The 20440-nt window shown below is 71.3% G+C and carries 19 protein-coding genes; all 19 read left to right on the forward strand.

Translation table 11 applies throughout. The annotated features are described in order from the left end of the window. The first annotated feature begins 27 nt into the window (after positions 1-27). The 19 genes from nrtL (at position 28) to EV284_RS09875 (ending at position 20384) form a co-directional block, all read left to right on the forward strand. Positions 28-1032, forward strand: coding sequence for an ArgS-related anticodon-binding protein NrtL (nrtL, locus tag EV284_RS09785; protein ID WP_130332331.1), 1005 nt, complete (start codon positions 28-30; stop codon positions 1030-1032). 16 nt (positions 1033-1048) lie between these two features. Then, positions 1049-2440, forward strand: coding sequence for a diaminopimelate decarboxylase (lysA, locus tag EV284_RS09790; RefSeq protein WP_130332333.1), 1392 nt, complete (start codon positions 1049-1051; stop codon positions 2438-2440). A 133-nt stretch (positions 2441-2573) separates the two neighbouring features. Continuing rightward, on the forward strand, positions 2574-3866 hold the full coding sequence (locus EV284_RS09795; protein ID WP_165425493.1) for a homoserine dehydrogenase: 1293 nt from the start codon (positions 2574-2576) through the stop codon (positions 3864-3866). Positions 3867-3872: 6 nt separating this feature from the next. Beyond that, the gene (gene thrC, locus EV284_RS09800) at positions 3873-4931 is read left to right on the forward strand and encodes a threonine synthase (RefSeq protein WP_030815927.1); all 1059 of its coding nucleotides are present in this window, start codon (positions 3873-3875) and stop codon (positions 4929-4931) included. 259 nt (positions 4932-5190) lie between these two features. Further along, positions 5191-6108: a homoserine kinase gene (gene thrB, locus EV284_RS09805; RefSeq protein ID WP_130332335.1), complete on the forward strand. Its 918-nt coding sequence runs from the start codon at positions 5191-5193 to the stop codon at positions 6106-6108. 405 nt (positions 6109-6513) lie between these two features. Next, positions 6514-8529 carry a transcription termination factor Rho gene (gene rho / locus EV284_RS09810; RefSeq protein ID WP_130332337.1) on the forward strand — a complete coding sequence of 672 codons (2016 nt, stop codon included), beginning with the start codon at positions 6514-6516 and terminating at the stop codon, positions 8527-8529. A 349-nt stretch (positions 8530-8878) separates the two neighbouring features. Next, a complete protein-coding gene (locus EV284_RS09815; RefSeq protein ID WP_130332339.1) occupies positions 8879-10009 on the forward strand; it encodes an LCP family protein in 1131 nt (376 codons plus the stop codon). A gap of 191 nt (positions 10010-10200) precedes the next feature. Then, on the forward strand, positions 10201-10419 hold the full coding sequence (gene rpmE / locus EV284_RS09820; RefSeq protein ID WP_030815934.1) for a 50S ribosomal protein L31: 219 nt from the start codon (positions 10201-10203) through the stop codon (positions 10417-10419). A gap of 108 nt (positions 10420-10527) precedes the next feature. Then, positions 10528-11604 (forward strand): peptide chain release factor 1, encoded by a 1077-nt coding sequence (prfA, locus tag EV284_RS09825; protein ID WP_130332341.1) that lies wholly within the window; start codon positions 10528-10530, stop codon positions 11602-11604. 83 nt (positions 11605-11687) lie between these two features. Further along, positions 11688-12527 carry a peptide chain release factor N(5)-glutamine methyltransferase gene (gene prmC, locus EV284_RS09830; protein WP_130333005.1) on the forward strand — a complete coding sequence of 280 codons (840 nt, stop codon included), beginning with the start codon at positions 11688-11690 and terminating at the stop codon, positions 12525-12527. A gap of 52 nt (positions 12528-12579) precedes the next feature. Then, positions 12580-13227: an L-threonylcarbamoyladenylate synthase gene (locus EV284_RS09835; RefSeq protein ID WP_086692404.1), complete on the forward strand. Its 648-nt coding sequence runs from the start codon at positions 12580-12582 to the stop codon at positions 13225-13227. 52 nt (positions 13228-13279) lie between these two features. Next, the gene (locus EV284_RS09840; protein ID WP_030815947.1) at positions 13280-13939 is read left to right on the forward strand and encodes a low molecular weight phosphatase family protein; all 660 of its coding nucleotides are present in this window, start codon (positions 13280-13282) and stop codon (positions 13937-13939) included. 117 nt (positions 13940-14056) lie between these two features. Further along, positions 14057-15295 carry a serine hydroxymethyltransferase gene (gene glyA, locus EV284_RS09845; RefSeq protein ID WP_130332343.1) on the forward strand — a complete coding sequence of 413 codons (1239 nt, stop codon included), beginning with the start codon at positions 14057-14059 and terminating at the stop codon, positions 15293-15295. Between the two features lie 139 nt (positions 15296-15434). Continuing rightward, complete coding sequence (locus EV284_RS09850; RefSeq protein ID WP_130333007.1) at positions 15435-16784, forward strand: undecaprenyl/decaprenyl-phosphate alpha-N-acetylglucosaminyl 1-phosphate transferase; 1350 nt, start codon at positions 15435-15437, stop codon at positions 16782-16784. A gap of 393 nt (positions 16785-17177) precedes the next feature. Beyond that, positions 17178-17618: a hypothetical protein gene (locus EV284_RS09855; RefSeq protein WP_030815953.1), complete on the forward strand. Its 441-nt coding sequence runs from the start codon at positions 17178-17180 to the stop codon at positions 17616-17618. Between the two features lie 210 nt (positions 17619-17828). Further along, a complete protein-coding gene (atpB, locus tag EV284_RS09860; protein ID WP_030815955.1) occupies positions 17829-18665 on the forward strand; it encodes a F0F1 ATP synthase subunit A in 837 nt (278 codons plus the stop codon). 74 nt (positions 18666-18739) lie between these two features. Continuing rightward, complete coding sequence (locus tag EV284_RS09865; RefSeq protein ID WP_030610088.1) at positions 18740-18988, forward strand: ATP synthase subunit C; 249 nt, start codon at positions 18740-18742, stop codon at positions 18986-18988. Between the two features lie 38 nt (positions 18989-19026). Next, positions 19027-19572, forward strand: a complete 546-nt coding sequence (locus tag EV284_RS09870; RefSeq protein WP_130332345.1) for a F0F1 ATP synthase subunit B — start codon at positions 19027-19029, stop codon at positions 19570-19572. Continuing rightward, positions 19569-20384 (forward strand): F0F1 ATP synthase subunit delta, encoded by an 816-nt coding sequence (locus EV284_RS09875; protein ID WP_130332346.1) that lies wholly within the window; start codon positions 19569-19571, stop codon positions 20382-20384. The genes EV284_RS09870 and EV284_RS09875 overlap by 4 nt, the downstream gene beginning before the upstream one ends. The last annotated feature ends 56 nt before the right edge of the window (positions 20385-20440 follow it).

Raw genomic sequence — 20440 nt, forward strand, 5'->3', positions numbered from 1 at the left:
CCGTCCCGCCTCCCCTAGGCTTGTCCCGTGACCCCCGCCGAGCTGTCCCGTACCGTCCTGGACGCGGTGTGCCGTGCCGTGGACGCGGGGGAGCTGGACGTGGCCCCGCCGGAACGGGTCACCCTCACCGAGCCCGGCCCCGGCGGCTGCGGCGACTTCGCCACCAACGTCGCCCTCCGCCTCGCCCGCCCCGCCGCCCAGCCCCCGCTGCGTGTCGCCGGCATCCTGCGGGCGCGGCTGCTCGACGCGGACGGGGTCCGCGACGTCGTCGTCACCGGGCCGGGGTTCCTCAACATCAGCCTCCGCGCCCGCGACGACCTGCTCACCGCTCTCGTCCGCGAGATCCGCGAGCGCGGTACGGAGTACGGGCACACAGACGCCCTCGCCGGGCAGACCGTGGTGCTGCGCGTGCCGTACGAGGTGCGCGCCGAGGTCGTGGCCGACGCCGTCGCGCGGATCGTCGCCACCCAGGGCGGCCGGGCGGAGATCGAGCACGGCGAGCCCGTCACGCTACGGCCCGTGCCCGCGCCCGAGGACCCCGCGCCGCTCGGCCCCGACGCCGCCCGCTGGGCCCTGCTCCACCCCGCCCCGCACGACCGGCCCCGCATCACCGCGGACCACCTCGTGCAGCGTGAGATCAACCCCCTCTTCCGCGTCCGCTACGCCCACGCCCGCGTACGAGCGCTCACCCGCAACGCCCACGACCTGGGCTTCACGGCGGAACCGGGGGAGCTGGGCCACGACGCGGGCACCCCCCGTCCGGTCCGCCCCCCGCACCCTCTCCAGACCCCCCTCGCCGACCACCCCCGCGTCCTCCGCGCCGCCGCCACCCACCACGCCCCCGACCGCCTCGCCCGGCACCTGCTGACCGTCGCGGACGCGCTGCTCCCCCTTCTCCCCGAGGTGCTGCCCGTAGGGGAGGAGAAACCCGGGGCCGCCCATCGCGCCCGGCTGGCGCTTGCCGAAGCCGCCGGGGCGGTGCTCGCCGGTGGCCTGTCCCTGCTCGGCATCGACGCACCCGAACACCTCTGAGAACAGAGAGCCACTCATGAGCCGTTCCGCCCACCCCGCCGGGCCCCGTCACGCCGATGTGCTGCCCGAGGGGCACTACTCGGCCCCGCCGGCCGACCTCAACTCCCTCGACCCCAAGGTGTGGGCCCACACCGTGCGCCGGGACGAGGACGGTGTCGTCAGCGTCGGCGGCCGCACCGTGACCGAGCTGGCGGAGGAGTTCGGCACGCCCGCGTACATCCTCGACGAGTCGGACTTCCGGGCCCGCGCCCGTGCCTGGCGGACCGCGTTCGGCACCGACGCCGACGTGTTCTACGCCGGCAAGGCGTTCCTCTCCCGCGCCGTCGTGCGCTGGCTGGACGAGGAGGGGCTCAACCTCGACGTCTGCTCCGGCGGCGAACTGGCCACCGCGCTGTCCGCCGGGATGGACCCCGCCCGCATCGCCTTCCACGGCAACAACAAGTCCGTCGGGGAGATCACCCGCGCCGTCGAGGCCGGCGTGGGCCGGATCGTGCTCGACTCCTTCCAGGAGATCGCCCGCGTCGCGCACATCGCGCAGGGGCTCGGCAAGCGGCAGAAGGCGCAGATCCGCATCACCGTCGGCGTCGAGGCGCACACCCACGAGTTCATCGCCACCGCGCACGAGGACCAGAAGTTCGGCATCCCGCTCGCGGGCGGCCAGGCCGCGGAGGCCGTACGGCGTGCCCTCACCCTCGACGGGCTCGAACTCATCGGCATCCACAGCCACATCGGTTCGCAGATCTTCGACATGTCCGGCTTCGAGGTCGCCGCCCACCGCGTGGTCGGCCTGCTGAAGGACATCCGCGACGAGCACGGCGTCGAGCTGCCCGAGATCGACCTCGGCGGCGGCCTCGGCATCGCCTACACCAGCTCCGACGACCCCCGCGAGCCGCACGAGATCGCCAAGGCGCTCACCGAGATCGTCACCCGTGAGTGCGAGGCGGCCCGGCTGCGCGTGCCCCGTATCTCCGTCGAGCCCGGCCGCGCCATCGTCGGCCCGACCGCGTTCACGCTGTACGAGGTCGGCACGGTCAAGCCGCTCGACGGGCTGCGGACGTACGTCTCCGTCGACGGCGGGATGTCGGACAACATCCGCACCGCGCTGTACGACGCCGAGTACAGCGTGGCCCTCGTCTCGCGGACCAGCGACGCCGAGCCGATGCTCACCCGGGTCGTCGGCAAGCACTGCGAGAGCGGGGACATCGTGGTCAAGGACGCGTTCCTCCCCGCCGACCTCGCGCCGGGCGACCTGATCGCCGTCCCGGCCACGGGCGCCTACTGCCGGTCCATGGCGAGCAACTACAACCACGTCCTGCGTCCGCCGGTCGTCGCGGTCGGCGACGGCGAGGCGCGGGTGATCGTCCGGCGCGAGACGGAGGAGGACCTGCTCCGGCTGGACGTCGGCTGAGCCGTGCCGAGGCCGCCCGGGGCCCGTTCCGGGAACACGAAACAGATGTCTCACGATCCGGACGAAAGGCGGAAAGCCCCATCCGGTGAGTGAGACTGGTCGAACCGTAGACGGTGAGAGGAAACGAGGTCGGATGATGCGTACGCGTCCGCTGAAGGTGGCGCTGCTGGGCTGTGGAGTGGTCGGCTCCGAGGTGGCGCGCATCATGACGACGCACGCCGACGACCTCGCCGCCCGCATCGGGGCCCCGGTCGAACTGGCCGGGGTCGCCGTACGGCGGCCCTCGAAGGTGCGCGCCGGGATCGACCCCGCGCTCGTCACCACCGACGCGACCGCCCTGGTCAAGCGGGGTGACATCGACGTGGTGGTGGAGGTCATCGGCGGCATCGAGCCCGCCCGCGCCCTGATTACCACCGCGCTGGAGCACGGCGCCTCCGTCGTCTCGGCCAACAAGGCCCTGCTCGCCCAGGACGGCGCCGCCCTGCACGCCGCCGCCGAGGAGCACGGCCGGGACCTCTACTACGAGGCCGCCGTCGCCGGCGCCATCCCGCTGATCCGCCCCCTGCGCGAGTCCCTCGCCGGCGACAAGGTCAACCGGGTGCTCGGCATCGTCAACGGCACCACCAACTTCATCCTCGACAAGATGGACTCCACCGGCGCCGGCTACCAGGAGGCCCTGGACGAGGCCACCGCGCTCGGGTACGCCGAGGCCGACCCCACCGCCGACGTGGAGGGCTTCGACGCCGCCGCCAAGGCCGCCATCCTGGCCGGGATCGCCTTCCACACCCGGGTCCGCCTCGACGACGTGCACCGCGAGGGCATGACCGAGGTCACCGCGGCCGACTTCCGTTCGGCGCGGGAGATGGGCTGCACCATCAAGCTGCTCGCCATCTGCGAGCGGGCCAGGGGCGGCGCCTCGGTCACCGCCCGCGTCCACCCCGCGATGATCCCGCTGAGCCATCCGCTGGCCTCGGTGCGCGGCGCGTACAACGCGGTGTTCGTGGAGTCCGACGCGGCGGGCCAGCTCATGTTCTACGGCCCCGGCGCCGGCGGCGCGCCCACCGCCTCGGCGGTCCTCGGCGACCTCGTCGCGGTCTGCCGCAACCGCCTGGGCGGCGCGACGGGGCCCGGCGAATCGGCGTACGCGGCGCTGCCCGTCTCGCCGATGGGGGACGTCGTCACGCGGTACCACATCAGCCTCGACGTCGCCGACAAACCGGGTGTCCTCGCGCAGGTCGCCACGGTGTTCGCCGAGCACGGCGTGTCCATCGACACGGTCAGGCAGCAGGGGAAGGACGGCGAGGCGTCCCTCGTCGTCGTCACGCACCGCGCCTCCGACGCGTCCCTCACCGGGACCGTGGAGGCGCTGCGCAAGCTCGACACCGTGCGGGGTGTCGCCAGCATCATGCGGGTTGAAGGGGAGTAAGCGGCAATGACCCACCAGTGGCGCGGAATCATCGAGGAGTACCGGGACAGGCTGCCGGTCACCGACAGCACGCCCGTCGTGTCGCTCCGCGAGGGCGGCACGCCTCTCGTGCCCGCACAGGTGCTCTCCGAGCGCACGGGCTGCGCGGTCCACCTCAAGGTGGAGGGGGCAAACCCCACCGGCTCCTTCAAGGACCGGGGCATGACCATGGCCATCACGCGGGCCAAGGAGGAGGGCGCCAAGGCGGTCATCTGCGCCTCCACCGGCAACACCTCCGCCTCCGCCGCCGCCTACGCGGTGCGCGCGGGCATGGTCTCGGCGGTGCTGGTCCCGCAGGGCAAGATCGCCCTCGGCAAGATGGGCCAGGCCCTGGTGCACGGCGCGAAGATCCTCCAGGTCGCCGGCAACTTCGACGACTGTCTCGACCTCGCGCGCGCCCTGAGCGACAACTACCCGGTGGCGCTGGTCAATTCGGTCAACCCGGTGCGCATCGAGGGCCAGAAGACGGCCGCCTTCGAGATCGTGGACATGCTGGGCGACGCCCCCGACATCCACGTCCTCCCGGTCGGCAACGCGGGCAACATTACGGCCTACTGGAAGGGCTACCGGGAGTACGCCGCCGACGGCCCGGCCACCCGTACCCCGCGGATGTGGGGCTACCAGGCGTCGGGCAGCGCGCCCATCGTGCGCGGCGAGGTCGTCAAGGACCCGTCCACCGTGGCCACCGCCATCCGGATCGGCAACCCCGCCTCCTGGAGTTACGCCCTGGCCGCGCGGGACGAATCCGGCGGTCACATCGACGAGGTGACGGACCGTGAGATCCTGCGCGCCTACCGGCTGTTGGCCGCGCAGGAGGGTGTCTTCGTGGAGCCCGCCTCCGCAGCCTCGGTCGCCGGTCTGCTCAAGGCCGCCGAACAGGGCAAGGTCGACCCCGGCCAGACCATCGTGTGCACCGTCACCGGCAACGGCCTGAAGGACCCCGACTGGGCCGTGGCCGGTGCCCCGCAGCCGGTCACCGTGCCGGTCGACTCGGCCGTCGCGGCCGAGCGGCTCGGCCTGGCCTGACGCCCGGCCCGAGAGGGTGCACAGGGGGCTTGCGACACGCATCGTGCGCCTCCTGTGCGCCCTATGTCGCGGCGGAACCTTCCTTCGATAGGCTGGGGGCAACCCGCCCACCGCACATGCCCACGCGTGTGGCACGGCGCCGCCGCCCCAAGCGGCCCGACGGGTACTCCGTACGTCATCGAGTGTCCGCACCGGATGCCCCTCGCGGGCCATCCGGCAGTCACGTCAGTCAACGCAGCTCAAGGAGAGACTTCGAGCGATGGCCGGTCCCGCCTTCCGCGCCGCCGCCGTCCGGGTGCGCACCCCCGCCACCAGCGCCAACCTCGGTCCGGGCTTCGACGCCCTGGGCCTGGCGCTGGGGCTGTACGACGACGTGGTCGTCCGGGTCGCCGACTCCGGGCTGCACATCGACATCGCCGGTGAGGGCGGCGACACGCTCCCGCGCGACGAGCGCCATCTGCTCGTACGCGCCCTGCGCACCGCCTTCGACCTGCTGGGCGGACAGCCGCGCGGGCTGGAGATCGTCTGCGCCAACCGCATCCCGCACGGCCGGGGCCTCGGTTCGTCGTCCGCCGCCATCTGCGCGGGGATCGTCGCCGCGCGCGCGGTGACCATAGGCGGCGAGTCCCGTCTCGACGACACCGCGCTGCTGGAACTGGCCACCGAGATCGAGGGCCACCCGGACAACGTCGCGGCCTGCCTGCTCGGCGGATTCACCTTGTCCTGGCTGGAGTCGGGCGCCGCCCGCGCCATCCGGACCGAGCCCGACCCCTCCATCGTCCCGGTGGTCTTCGTGCCCGCGAAGCCCGTACTCACCGAGACCGCGCGCGGACTGCTCCCGCGCACCGTCCCGCACGTCGACGCCGCCGCCAACGCGGGCCGTGCCGCACTGCTCGTCGAGGCCCTCACCCGGCGCCCCGAGCTGCTGCTGCCCGCCACCGAGGACCGGCTGCACCAGGAGTACCGCGCCCCGGCCATGCCGGAGAGCGCCGCACTGGTGGAAAGGCTGCGCGCGGACGGCGTCGCGGCCGTCATCTCCGGTGCCGGGCCCACCGTCATGGCGCTCACCGACGAGGCCACCGCCGACAAGGTGCAGGCCCTCGCGGGCGCCGACTGGGCGGCCAACCGGCTGAGCCTCGACACACAGGGAGCGAGCGTGCTGCCGCTTGCGCCCTGACACCCGGTTGCCGGATTTGGAGAGGGGGAATGTTTGTTGCATCCGGTAGTGTTAATCTCAAGTCTGCACCCGACCTCACCATGGCGAGGTGCTTCATGTCCCCGTCAGGGACAGACATTCTTCCGGGAGCCTCCCAAGCCACTCCGTGTTCCGTGCGCCGTACCTGGGCAGTACGTCGCGTGGCAGCACTGAGCGAGTCAGCGGGCACGCTCCGGAATCGGCGCCGCCGCGCCATGTGACACCGGGTGTCACGGCTCGCGGGAGCGCCATCACCAGAAATTCTCTTCCGCCGCTTCATGGCGGACCACCGCCCCGGCTCGGTACTTCCGAATGGCACCGATGCCGGACAGCACAACCGGTCGCCGAGCCAGACAGGCCGACGTCCGCTCCAGGGAAGGACCCTTCGTGAGCGACACCACCGATCTGATGGGCGCACGTGTCGAGGAGACCGCTGCCGCGCCCGCCACGGACTCCGCGCCTGCCACCGGTGCCGGCTCCCGGCGGCGCCGTGGTACCGGCCTCGAGGGCATGGTGCTGGCCGAGCTCCAGCAGGTCGCCTCGGGCCTCGGCATCAGGGGCACCGCGCGGATGCGCAAGAGCCAGTTGATCGAGGTCATCAAGGAGGCCCAGGCCGGGGGAAGCGCCCCCAAGGCCGAGGCCGCCGAGGAGACCAAGCCCAAGCGCCGCGCCACCTCCAAGGCCCGTACGGGTGAGGCCGCCGGCGAGGCGAAGGCGGAGAAGGCCGCGCAGCCGGCCGCCGACAAGGCCGCCCAGATCGACATCCCCGGCCAGCCGGCCGGCGGTCCCGCCCGCTCGGGCGAGGCCGAGCGCGAGGACGCGCCGAACGAGCGCCGCCGCCGTCGTGCCACCGCCGACGCGGGCAGCCCGGCCGCCGCCGAGTCCACCGAGACCAAGGGCGAGAAGAGCGAGCCGAAGGGCGACGCCCAGCAGCAGCCGAACGCCGACGGCAAGGCCGACGACGGCGAGGGCCGCGGCCGCCGCGACCGCCGGGACCGCGACCGCGACCGGGGCGGCCGGGACCGCGACCGCCGCGGCAAGGGCGACGACCAGCAGGGTGGTGGTCGTCAGGACCGCCAGGACCGCCAGGACCGCCAGCAGGGCCAGCAGCAGGGCGGCCGCCAGGACCGGCAGGACCGCGACCGCCAGCAGCAGGACGACGACGACTTCGAGGGTGGCCGCCGTGGCCGCCGCGGCCGCTACCGCGACCGCCGTGGCCGTCGTGGCCGCGACGAGATCGCCGAGCCGCAGGTCAACGAGGACGACGTCCTGATCCCCGTCGCGGGCATCCTGGACATCCTCGACAACTACGCGTTCATCCGCACCTCCGGCTACCTGCCGGGTCCGAACGACGTGTACGTCTCCCTCGCCCAGGTCCGCAAGAACGGTCTGCGCAAGGGCGACCACGTCACCGGTGCGGTCCGCCAGCCGAAGGACGGCGAGCGCCGCGAGAAGTTCAACGCGCTGGTCCGCCTCGACTCCGTCAACGGCATGGCGCCCGAACACGGCCGTGGGCGGCCGGAGTTCAACAAGCTGACGCCTCTGTACCCGCAGGACCGGCTCCGTCTGGAGTCCGAGTCCAATGTGCTGACGACCCGGATCATCGACCTCGTGTCGCCGATCGGCAAGGGCCAGCGCGGTCTGATCGTGGCCCCGCCGAAGACCGGCAAGACCATGATCATGCAGGCGATCGCCAACGCGATCACGCACAACAACCCCGAGTGCCACCTGATGGTCGTCCTGGTCGACGAGCGTCCGGAAGAGGTCACCGACATGCAGCGGTCGGTGAAGGGCGAGGTCATCTCCTCCACCTTCGACCGCCCGGCCGAGGACCACACCACGGTCGCCGAGCTGGCCATCGAGCGCGCCAAGCGTCTGGTGGAGCTGGGTCACGACGTGGTCGTGCTGCTCGACTCCATCACGCGTCTGGGCCGTGCGTACAACCTCGCCGCCCCGGCGTCGGGCCGCATCCTCTCCGGTGGTGTCGACTCCACGGCGCTCTACCCGCCCAAGCGCTTCTTCGGTGCCGCGCGCAACATCGAGGACGGCGGCTCGCTGACCATCCTCGCCACCGCGCTCGTCGACACCGGGTCCCGCATGGACGAGGTGATCTTCGAGGAGTTCAAGGGCACCGGCAACATGGAGCTCAAGCTCGACCGGAAGCTCGCCGACAAGCGCATCTTCCCGGCGGTGGACGTCGACGCGTCCGGTACCCGCAAGGAAGAGATCCTGCTCGGCAGCGAGGAGCTGGCCATCACCTGGAAGCTGCGTCGCGTGCTGCACGCGCTCGACCAGCAGCAGGCGATCGAGCTGCTGCTCGACAAGATGAAGCAGACCAAGTCGAACATCGAGTTCCTCACCCAGATCCAGAAGACGACGCCGGCTCCCGGCAACAATGACTGAGCCCAGCTGAGTCAGCCGCTTCGGACCTGAAGGGCCGCCCCCGCCGCACACGCGACGGGGGCGGCCCCTTTTGCGCGCTGAGCGCTCCCGCGAGACCTTTGCCACAGGTGTGACGTTCGGTACCGGCTTGGCTCGATAGGGCCCCATACGAGAATGCGCAGGTGAACGGGGAGACGGTCCGCCGTCCCGAGCACGGAGGGTGACAACTGCCGTACCGGGCGGCGCGGTGCTTTGTGCGAGCCTGTCCCGAGTTTCCCTGTCCGACCAGGTGGAGCGACGATGGAGTGGTGATGACCGCTCCCGACCCTGAACGCAGGGGGTAACCGAACGGACGAGACCTAGGAGCGCAGTGTCCACCGAGAGCACGCCGGAGCCCGGCATACCGGAGACCGGAGACGGCCCCCGCCGCCGGAGCAAGGGGCGCCGCCGCAAGCCCCGCAGCACGGGCCGCAAGGCCCTGCTCGCCACGGCATGGACAGCCGCGGGCGTGGTCGTGCTGGCGGGCGCCGGCGCCGGGTACGTCTACTTCAAGCTGAACGGCAACATCCGCAGCATCGACATCAACCAGGTGCTCGGCCGCGACCGGCCCGCGAAGGCCGACAACGGCTCGCAGAACATCCTCGTCCTCGGGTCCGACAGCCGCGACGGCGCCAACCGCAGGATCGGCGGGGGAGCGGGCGACAGCGGCGCCCGTTCCGACACCGCGATGATCGTCCACCTCTACAAGGGCCACAAGAAGGCGTCCGTGGTGTCCATCCCGCGCGACACCCTCATCGACCGGCCCGCCTGCGCCGACACCAAGGGCCACACGTACCCGGCCGCGCGGAACGTCATGTTCAACTCGGCCTACGCCACCGGCGGCGCGCCCTGCGCGGTCAGAACCGTCGAGTCGCTCAGCGGCATCCGCATGGACCACTACCTGGAGGTCGACTTCGCGGGCTTCCAGCGCCTCGTCGACGACCTCGGCGGCGTACGCGTCACCACCACCCGCGCCATCCGGGACCCGGACAGCCATCTGAACCTGGCGGCCGGCACCCACACCCTCGACGGCGCCCAGGCGCTCGGCCTGGTGCGCACCCGGCACGGTGTCGGCGACGGCTCCGACCTCGGCCGCATCCAGCTCCAGCAGGCGTTCGTGAAGGCCCTCATCGCCCAGACCAGGCAGGTGGGCGTGCTGAGCAACCCCAAGAAGCTCTACGACCTCGCCGACACCGCGACCCGGACCGTCACCACCGACTCCGACCTCGGCTCGGTCAACTCCCTCGCGGACTTCGCAGGCGGCCTCAAGGGCATCAGCGCCTCCGGGATGCACATGGTCACCATGCCGGTGCGGTACGACCCGGCCGACCCCAACCGGGTGCTGCTGGAGCGGACCAAGGCCCGGCAGATCTGGACGGCGCTGAAGAACGACCGGCCGGTCCCGGACTCCGCCACCGCCGGCTCGGCCACCGGCGGCGCCAAGGGCGTCGTCACCCCCTGAGCCGGCCCGCAGCCGCCCCTGAGCCGCCCCTGAGCCGCCGGGACCCGTCCCGCGGGCCCGGGGAATAGAACAGCCCCACCCCCGGTTTTGGGGGATGGCGCCAGTCCTGGCAGACTGGTACGTCGGCTCCGGTTCACGCACCCGCATTCCCGCGGTGGCGACCCGGCGCCCTCCCGAACCTAGGAGACACCTTGAAGCGCGACATCCACCCCGAGTACTTCGAGACCCAGGTCAGCTGCACCTGTGGCGCCTCGTTCACCACCCGGAGCACCATCGACGGCACCATCCGTGCCGAGGTCTGCTCCGAGTGCCACCCGTTCTACACGGGCAAGCAGAAGATCCTCGACACCGGTGGCCGCGTGGCCCGCTTCGAGGCCCGCTTCGGCAAGGCTTCCGGCTCCAAGAAGTAGCGAGCCCCCGAACCGCCGGTCCACGGTCGCGCCCCGCGAGGGGCGTGACCACGGACCGGCGTTTTTGGTCGCCCGCCAGCCCTTCACCCGCAGTACAGGAGCCGAAAGATGTTCGAGGCAGTCGAGGAACTCGTCGCCGAGCACGCCGATCTGGAGCGTAAGCTCGCCGACCCGTCGGTCCACGCCGACCAGGCCAACGCGCGCAAGCTGAACAAGCGCTACGCCGAGCTGTCCCCGATCGTGGCCACCTTCCGCTCCTGGAAGCAGACCGGGGACGACATCGAGACCGCCCGTGAGCTGGCGGCCGACGACCCCGACTTCGCCGCCGAGGTGAAGGACCTGGAGAAGCAGCGCGAGGAGCTCACCGAGAAGCTCCGCCTGCTCCTGGTCCCGCGCGACCCCAACGACGACAAGGACGTCATCCTGGAGATCAAGGCCGGCGCCGGCGGCGACGAGTCCGCCCTGTTCGCCGGTGACCTCCTGCGCATGTACCTGCGCTACGCCGAGCGCGTCGGCTGGAAGACCGAGATCATCGACGCCACCGAGTCCGAGCTCGGCGGCTACAAGGACGTCCAGGTCGCGGTGAAGACCAAGGGCGGCCAGGGTGCCACCGAGCCCGGCCAGGGCGTGTGGGCCCGTCTGAAGTACGAGGGCGGGGTGCACCGCGTGCAGCGCGTGCCCGCCACCGAGTCCCAGGGCCGCATCCACACCTCCGCCGCCGGTGTCCTCGTCACCCCCGAGGCCGAGGAGGTGGACGTCGAGATCAACCCCAACGACCTGCGGATCGACGTCTACCGGTCCTCCGGCCCCGGCGGCCAGTCGGTCAACACCACCGACTCCGCGGTGCGCATCACCCACCTGCCCACGGGTGTGGTCGCCTCCTGCCAGAACGAGAAGAGCCAGCTCCAGAACAAGGAGCAGGCCCTGCGCATCCTGCGCTCCCGGCTGCTCGCCGCCGCCCAGGAGAAGGCCGAGGCGGAGGCCGCCGACGCCCGCCGCAGCCAGGTCCGCACCGTGGACCGCTCCGAGAAGATCCGCACGTACAACTTCCCGGAGAACCGCATCTCCGACCACCGCGTGGGCTTCAAGGCGTACAACTTGGACCAGGTGCTCGACGGCGAGCTGAGCGCGCTGATCCAGGCGTGCGTCGACGCCGACTCGGCCGCGAAGCTCGCGAGCGCCTGAGAACACCCGGCAGGACCACGCACGAGGACCGGAGGAGAAGCGTGCAGCAAGACTTCGGGGGGCGACCCCCGAGCCCCCGCAGCGTGCTGCTCGCGGAGGTGGCCCAGGCCACCCAGCGGCTGGCCGACGCCGGAGTGCCCTCCCCGCGCACCGACGCCGAGGAGCTGGCCGCCTTCGTGCACGCCGTCAAGCGCGGCGCCCTGCACACCGTGAAGGACTCCGACTTCGACGCCCGCTACTGGGAGGTCATCGCCCGCCGCGAGCAGCGCGAGCCGCTCCAGCACATCACCGGGCGGGCCTACTTCCGCTACCTGGAGCTCCAGGTCGGCCCCGGCGTCTTCGTGCCCCGGCCGGAGACCGAGTCGGTGGTCGGCTGGGCGATAGACGCGGTACGCGCCATGGACGTCGTCGAGCCCAGCATCGTGGACCTGTGCACCGGCTCCGGCGCCATCGCGCTGGCCCTCGCCCAGGAGGTGCCGCGCTCGCGGGTGCACGCCGTCGAGCTGTCCGAGGACGCGCTCAGGTGGACGCGCAAGAACGTCGAGGGCTCCCGGGTCGACCTGCGCCAGGGTGACGCCCTGACCGCCTTCCCGGACCTGGACGGCCAGGTCGACCTGGTCATCTCCAACCCGCCGTACATCCCGCTCACCGAATGGGAGTACGTCGCCCCCGAGGCCCGCGACTACGACCCCGAGCTGGCCCTGTTCTCCGGCGAGGACGGGCTCGACCTGATCCGGGGCATCGAGCGCACCGCGCACCGGCTGCTGCGCCCCGGCGGTGTCGTCGTCATCGAGCACGCCGACACCCAGGGCGGCCAGGTGCCGTGGATCTTCACCGAGGAGCGGGGCTGGGCCGACGCGGCCGACCACCCCGACCTCAACAACCGCCCCCGGTTCGCCACGGCCCGCAAGGCGACGCTGTGACCACCGCGCAGAACCACTTCCAGAGTTACGTGTACGAGGAGGCCCGCTAGACATGGCACGGCGATACGACACCAACGACGCCACCGACCGCGTGACGGGCCTGCGCGAGGCAGCCGCTGCCGTACGCCGGGGCGAACTGGTGGTGCTGCCGACCGACACGGTCTACGGCATCGGCGCCGACGCGTTCTCCTCGGAAGCCGTCGCCGACCTGCTCGCCGCCAAGGGCCGGGGCCGCAACATGCCCACCCCCGTGCTCATCGGCTCCCCGAACACCCTGCACGGCCTGGTCACCGACTTCTCCGAGCTGGCCTGGGAACTCGTCGACGCCTTCTGGCCCGGCGCGCTCACCCTGGTCGCCCGGCACCAGCCGTCCCTCCAGTGGGACCTCGGTGACACCCGCGGCACCGTCGCCGTACGCATGCCGCTGCACCCGGTCGCCATCGAGCTGCTCACCGAGGTCGGCCCGATGGCCGTCTCCTCCGGCAACCTCACCGGCCACCCCGCCCCGGAGACCTGCGACGACGCCCAGCGCATGCTCGGCGACTCCGTCTCCGTCTACCTCGACGGCGGCCCCACCCCGGGCAACGTGCCCTCGTCCATCGTGGACGTCTCCGGCCCCGTCCCGCTGCTGCTGCGCCAGGGCGCCATCTCCCCGGAGGAGCTGCGCAAGGTCGTACCCGACCTCGAGGTGGCGAATTGACGGCCCCCCAGCGGTACGTCCCGCCCGAGCGCTCCGGGCAGGGGGTCACCCCATGCGCGGCATAGGCGGCGCGGACCGCCCGGCGGAGCAGACCACGACCTTCGGGTTCCCGCGCGACACCTTCCGCATCCTCCACGTCAGCACCGGCAACGTCTGCCGCTCGCCCATCACCGAGCGGCTGACCCGGCATTTCGTGGCGGAACGGCTGGGGGTGCTCGGCGGCGGCCTCATCGTGGAGAGCGCCGGCACCTGGGGCCACGAGGGCGCCCGGATGGAGGAGAACGCGGAGACCGTGCTCTCCGAGTTCGGCGCGGACGCGGCCGGGTTCACCGGCCGGGAACTGCTGGACGAGCACGTCATCATGGCCGACCTGGTGCTGACCGCGACCCGCGACCACCGGGCCCAGGTCATCTCCATGGGCCACTCGGCGGGCCTGCGCACCTTCACGCTGAAGGAGTTCACCCGTCTGGTCCGCGCGATAGACCCGGCCACCCTGCCGCCCCTGGAGGACGGCGTGGTGCTGCGCGCCCGCGCCCTGGTCCGCGCGGCCGCCGCGCTGCGCGGCTGGCTGCTCGCCCCCACCGCGGAGGCGGACGAGGTGTACGACCCCTACGGGGCCCCGCTGCCCTTCTTCCGCTCCATCGGCGACGAGATACGCGACGCCCTCGATCCGGTCGTCACCGCGCTGACGGGCGTGCCCGCCCGCATGTGACGTGCGCGGGCTCCGGCGCCGTGACGGGTCCGGCGGCCGAGCGGCCGTCCCCGGCACGGCCTACATTGGAGAGGTGGGGCCTCGCCCCACGTCACCGTCGACCGCCCGGAGCCCGTCATGTCGGTCACACCCGTGCTGGAAGCGGACAACTTGAGCCGGCAGGACCCGGAGCTGGCCGAGATCCTGCGCGGGGAGCTGGACCGGCAGTCGACGACCCTCCAGCTCACCGCGGCCGAGAACTTCGCCTCGCCCGCCGTGCTCGCCACCCTCGGCTCCCCGCTGGCCAACAAGTACGCCGAGGGCTACCCCGGCTCCCGCTACCACGGGGGCTGCGCGCTGGCCGACACCGCCGAACGCATCGCCGTGGAGCGCGCCAGGGCCCTCTTCGGCGCCGAGCACGCCAACGTGCAGCCCCACACCGGCTCCTCGGCCATGCTGGCCGCCTACGCGGCCGTGCTGCGCCCCGGTGACACCGTCCTCGCCCTCAGCCTGGACGACGGCGGTCATCTCACCCATGGCTCGCCCGCGAACTTCTCCGGCCGCTGGTTCGACTTCGTCGGCTACGGGGTGGACCCGCGGACCGGTCTCGTCGACCACGACGAGGTGCGCCGGCTGGCCCGCGAGCACCGGCCCAAGGCGATCGTGTGCGGCTCGATCGCCTACCCCCGCCACCTCGACCACGCCTTCTTCCGCGACGTCGCCGACGAGGTCGGGGCGTATCTCATCGTCACCCTCGCGCACTCCGCCGGGCTGGTCGCCGGGGGAGCGGCGCCGAATCCGGTGCCGTACGCGGACCTGGTGTGCGCCACCACGCACAAGACGCTGCGCGGGCCGCGCGGCGGGCTCCTCCTGTGCGGGGCGGGGCTGGCCCGGCGGGTCGACCGGGCGGTGTTCCCCTTCACCCAGGGCGGCGCCCAGATGAACGGCGTCGCCGCCAAGGCCGTCGCGTTCGGTGAGGCGGCCACCCCCGCGTTCGCGGCCTACGCCCACCAGACGGTCGCCAACGCGCACGCGCTCGCCGGCCATCTGGCCGACGCCGGCTTCACGGTCGCCACCGGCGGCACCGACACCGCCCTGATCGTGGCCGACCCCGCCCCGCTCGGCATGGACGGCCGCACCGCGCGCGGGCGCCTCGCGGCCGCCGGGCTGGTGCTGGACTGCTGTGCGCTTGCGCACACCGGCGGCCGGGCGCTGCGGCTCGGCACCGCCGCCGTCACCACCCAGGGCATGGGGGAGCCGGCCATGGCCCGGATCGCCGCGCTGCTGGTCGGCGTGGTCAGCGGCGCCCTGGACCCGGCCGCCGCACGGGCCGAGGTGCGCGAGCTGACCGCCGACTTCCCGCCGTACCCGGAGTGAGCACCCGGGTGCGAAGGGGTGGCATACGGGTACGGAACGCCCCGGCGGAACCGTCCCCGTCCCCCGCCGGTCCTTAACCGTACGCGTCCCTCGCTAGGGTGTGGGGCTGTGATGGCCAGCGAACTCTGTGGGGATGCCCGTGCGTGAATACCTGCTGACGCTTCTCATCACGGCCGCGGTGACCTACCTGCTGACAGGGCCGGTACGGAAATTCGCGATCGTGGCGGGAGCGATGCCGGAGATCCGGGCACGGGACGTGCACCGGGAGCCCACTCCGCGGCTCGGCGGTATCGCCATGTTCTTCGGACTGTGCGCGGGCCTGCTCGTCGCGGACCACCTGGAGAACCTCAACGAGGTCTTCGCCAAGTCCAACGAGCCCCGCGCCCTGCTGTCCGGGGCCGCGCTGATCTGGCTGATCGGCGTGCTGGACGACAAGTTCGAGATCGACGCCCTGATCAAGCTGGGCGGCCAGATGATCGCCGCCGGTGTGATGGTGGTGCAGGGTCTGACGATCCTGTGGCTGCCGGTGCCCGGGGTGGGCCTGGTCGCCGTCACCCAGTGGCAGGGCACCCTGCTGACCGTCGCCCTGGTCGTCATCACCATCAACGCGGTCAACTTCGTCGACGGCCTCGACGGTCTCGCCGCCGGCATGGTCTGCATCGCCACCGCCGCGTTCTTCATGTACGCCTACCGCATCTGGTACGGCTACGGCATCGAGGCGGCCGCCCCTGCGACGCTGTTCGCGGCGATCCTGATGGGCATGTGTCTGGGCTTCCTGCCGCACAACATGCATCCGGCGCGCATCTTCATGGGCGACTCCGGCTCGATGCTGATCGGCCTGGTGCTGGCCGGCAGCGCCATCTCCGTCACCGGCCAGATCGACCCGGACCGGCTGAACCTGTTCTCCGGTTCCGAGCGCAGCACCGTGCACCAGATGGTGCCCGCGTACATCCCGCTGCTGCTGCCGCTGTCGATCATCGCCATCCCGGCCGCCGACCTGGTGCTCGCCATCGTGCGCCGCACCTGGCGCGGCCAGTCCCCGTTCGCGGCCGACCGGGGGCATCTGCACCACCGGCTGCTGGAGATCGGGCACTCGCACAGCCGGGCGGTGCTCATCATGTACTTCTGGTCGGCCCTTATCGGCTTCGGCGTGCTCGCCTACTCGGTCAACTCGGCCTCGATGTGGATCGTCCTCGGCGTCGTCTTCCTCAGCGCCGTCGGCCTGGTCATGCTCCTCCTCCCCCGTTTCACCCCCCACGCCCCCCGCTGGGCCCAGCGCTTCGTCCCCCCGCGCTACCGCCGCTATCCGGAACCGTCGGAAGCCGTCGAGGAGGCGGCCACCGACTCCGCCGGGACGCCCGCCGAGGCCCTCACCGAGCCGCCCCCGGAGCCGGCCACCGCGTCGGCGGCCCCGAGCCTCAACGGAGCGACCGCCCTCGGCCACCGGCCGCGGCCGTCCGCCCGCCCCAAGGACAAGACCTACGGCTGACGCGCCGACCGAGTCGGTCCCGAGCGCCCCAGGAGAAGCCCGCTGCGGCTTTCCCCGGGGCGCTCGTGGTGTTACCCGGGCGTACGCGTCGGCACCGTCACAAGGTAAGAATCTGACTAGAGCATTGCCAAGTCGTGGGGGAGCAAAGACCCCCAATACCAGACAAGCTCACCCGGTTCTTGCACCTGTGCGCGCCGTCACTCTCATGTGTGACATTCGATGCGCCTCCAGGTAAAGACCTCATCAAATAGTTTGTGATACGGTTCACGAGAACCCAGGACAGAGCCGGAGACCGTGAAGTCACGGTCCGACGGCGTGAGAGTTTCCGTACTCGGTCCGGGACTACGCTCGTCCATGACGACACCTGCCCCCTGTGAAAGCGGAGTTGCCGCCATGCCGTCCAATGACGTCCGGATTCTTGCCCAGGCCGCCGTGCCCACGGCTGCCGTCGGCGCGATCGCTGCCGTCGTCAGCGGTGTGGTCGCCGGCGGCAAGGGTGCGATCGGGGCCGTCGTGGGCACACTGATCGTCATTCTCTTCATGGGGATCGGTCTTTACGTCCTGCAGCGCACCGCCAGGTCGTTCCCGCAGCTGTTCCAGATGATGGGCCTCATGCTCTACGCGGCCCAACTCCTGCTGCTGGTCGTCTTCGTGGCGGTTTTCAAGAACACGAACCTGTTCAACCCCCGTGCCTTCGCCATCGTTTTGGTGGTCACCACCCTGACGTGGATCGCCGCTCAGGCGCGCGCCCACATGAAGGCCAAGATCCTCTATGTCGATCCCGATGCTCCGTCGAAGGGCGACAAGCCCGAGAAGACGGGGCGCTCGTCATGAGGGGTAGGGCCGGGATAAAGGCACGGGAGAGATCCTGCTATCGTCCGTTGCCAACTGCGGCATCGCGGGCGCGGGCATCCGAGCTGACGCCTGTTCCACTGCGAGGCTAGATGCCCCTCAGCCGCCCCCACATCCGTAACACCAGTCCCGTGCCGAACCGCGGCCGTACGCCGCGCCGACACAACGAGGTTGCCGTACCTATGCGCCACGATGAAGGAGCCCGCGGTGAGTGCTGACCCGACGCAGACGCTCGCTTTCGATACGAGCTGCCACCTGTTCACCGGGTGCGGCTTCCCGGCTCCGGGCCTGCACTCGTTCCTGTTCAAGCCGCTCTGGGGCGACGCGGACAGCAACCTGTACTTCAACAAGACGATGCTGCTGGCCCTGATCGGCTCCATCGTCGTCGTGGCCTTCTTCTGGGCCGCCTTCGCCCGCCCGAAGGTCGTCCCCGGCAAGCTCCAGATGATCGCCGAGTCCGGCTACGACTTCATCCGGCGCGGCGTCGTCTACGAGACCATCGGCAAGAAGGAGGGCGAGAAGTACGTACCTCTGGTCGTCTCGCTGTTCTTCTTCGTCTGGATGATGAACCTCTGGTCGATCATCCCGGTCGCTCAGTTCCCGGTGACGGCGATCATCTCGTACCCGGCCATCCTGGCCGCGATCGTCTACGTCCTCTGGGTCGGTCTCACCTTCAAGCGCCAGGGCTTCGTCGGCGCCTTCAAGAACTTCACCGGTTACGACAAGTCGCTCGGCGCGGTGCTTCCGCTGTCGATGACGATCGAACTGTTCTCGAACCTGCTGGTCCGGCCGTTCACGCACGCCGTGCGGCTCTTCGCCAACATGTTCGCCGGTCACACGCTGCTGCTGCTCTTCACGATCGCCAGCTGGTACATGCTGAACGGCATCGGCATCGCCTACTCCGCCGTCTCGTTCGTCATGGTCCTCGTGATGACCGCCTTCGAACTCTTCATCCAGGCTGTCCAGGCGTACGTCTTCGTGCTCCTCACGTGCAGCTTCATCCAGGGCGCGCTCGCCGAGCACCACTGAGCACCTGCGCCTCACCCATCCAGACATCCGGTGGCCATCCCCCACCGGTCATTGAAAGAGAAGGAAGAACCGGCATGTCCGCTCTCCAGACCCTTGCCGCCGGCGTCGAGATCAAGGGCAACCTCGGCTCCATCGGTTACGGCCTCGCCGCCATCGGCCCGGGCGTCGGCGTCGGCATCATCTTCGGTAACGGCACCCAGGCGCTCGCCCGCCAGCCCGAGGCGGCCGGCCTGATCCGCGCCAACCAGATCCTCGGCTTCGCCTTCTGTGAGGCGCTCGCCCTCATCGGTCTGGTCATGCCGTTCGTCTACCCGAGCTCCTGATCCGACCGACGCCCTTTAGCTAGACGAAAGGCACTGATATGAGCCCCCTGGTTCAGCTTGCGGCTGAGGAGGCCGAGAACCCCCTCATCCCGCCGATCCCAGAGCTCGTCATCGGCCTGATCGCCTTTGTCATCGTCTTCGGCTTCCTCGCCTGGAAGCTCCTCCCGAACATCAACAAGGTTCTGGAGGAGCGCCGCGAAGCGATCGAGGGCGGGATCGAGAAGGCCGAGGCCGCGCAGACCGAGGCTCAGAGCGTCCTCGAGCAGTACAAGGCCCAGCTTGCCGAGGCCCGTCACGAGGCCGCCCGGCTGCGCCAGGAGGCTCAGGAGCAGGGTGCGACGCTCATCGCGGAGATGCGGGCCGAGGGCCAGCGTCAGCGCGAGGAGATCGTGGCCGCCGGTCACGCCCAGATCGCGGCCGACCGCAAGGCCGCTTCGGCCTCGCTCCGCCAGGACGTCGGCAAGCTCGCCACCGAACTGGCCGGCAAGCTCGTCGGTGAGTCCCTCGAGGACCACGCCCGGCAGAGCCGTGTGATCGACCGCTTCCTCGACGAGCTCGACGAGAAGGCCGAGGCCACGCGATGAACGGAGCGAGCCGCGAGGCCCTGGCAGCCGCACGGGAGCGTCTCGACGCGCTGACGGACTCCACCTCCGTGGACGCCGCGCAGCTCGCCGACGAGCTGGCGGCCGTCACCGCGCTGCTCGACCGCGAGGCCGGCCTGCGCCGGGTCCTCACCGACCCGGCGCAGCCCGCCGAGGCCAAGGCCGAGCTGGTGCACCGCCTGATCGGCGGCCAGGTGAGCGGTCCGACCGCCGACCTGGTGGCCGGTCTTGCCCGGTCCCGCTGGTCGCAGCCCCGCGACCTGGTGGACGCGCTGGAGCAGCTGGCGGACATCGCCGACCTCACCGCCGCGGAGAAGTCGGGCACGCTGGACGACGTCGAGGACGAGCTGTTCCGGTTCGGCCGCATCGTCGCCTCCGACCCGGCCCTGCGGGCCGCGCTGACCGACCGGTCGGCGTCCACCGCGGCCAAGGCCGAGCTGGTGCACCGGCTGCTGGGCGGACGGGCCAAGCCCGCCACCGAGCGTCTGGTCACCCGGCTGGTCACCGCGCCGCGTGGACGTAGCCTGGAAGCGGGACTCGAGTCCCTGTCCAAGCTGGCCGCGGAGCGCCGGGACCGGCTGGTGGCGACCGTCACCTCGGCGGTCCCGCTGAGCGAGACCCAGAAGCGTCGCCTGGGCGACGCCCTGGCCAAGCTCTACGGCCGCCGGATGCACCTCAACCTGGACGTGGACCCCGAGGTCATCGGTGGCGTCCGGGTGCAGGTCGGTGACGAGGTCATCAACGGTTCCCTGGCGGACCGGCTGGACGACGCCGCTCGCCGCATGGCGAGCTAGAACGCAAACAAGCAGTACGTAATTACGGCCCTGGTTGGGCCGTGCAGAGGATTCAC

The organism is Streptomyces sp. BK022 (assembly GCF_004217355.1).
Lineage (GTDB): Bacteria > Actinomycetota > Actinomycetes > Streptomycetales > Streptomycetaceae > Streptomyces > Streptomyces griseoluteus.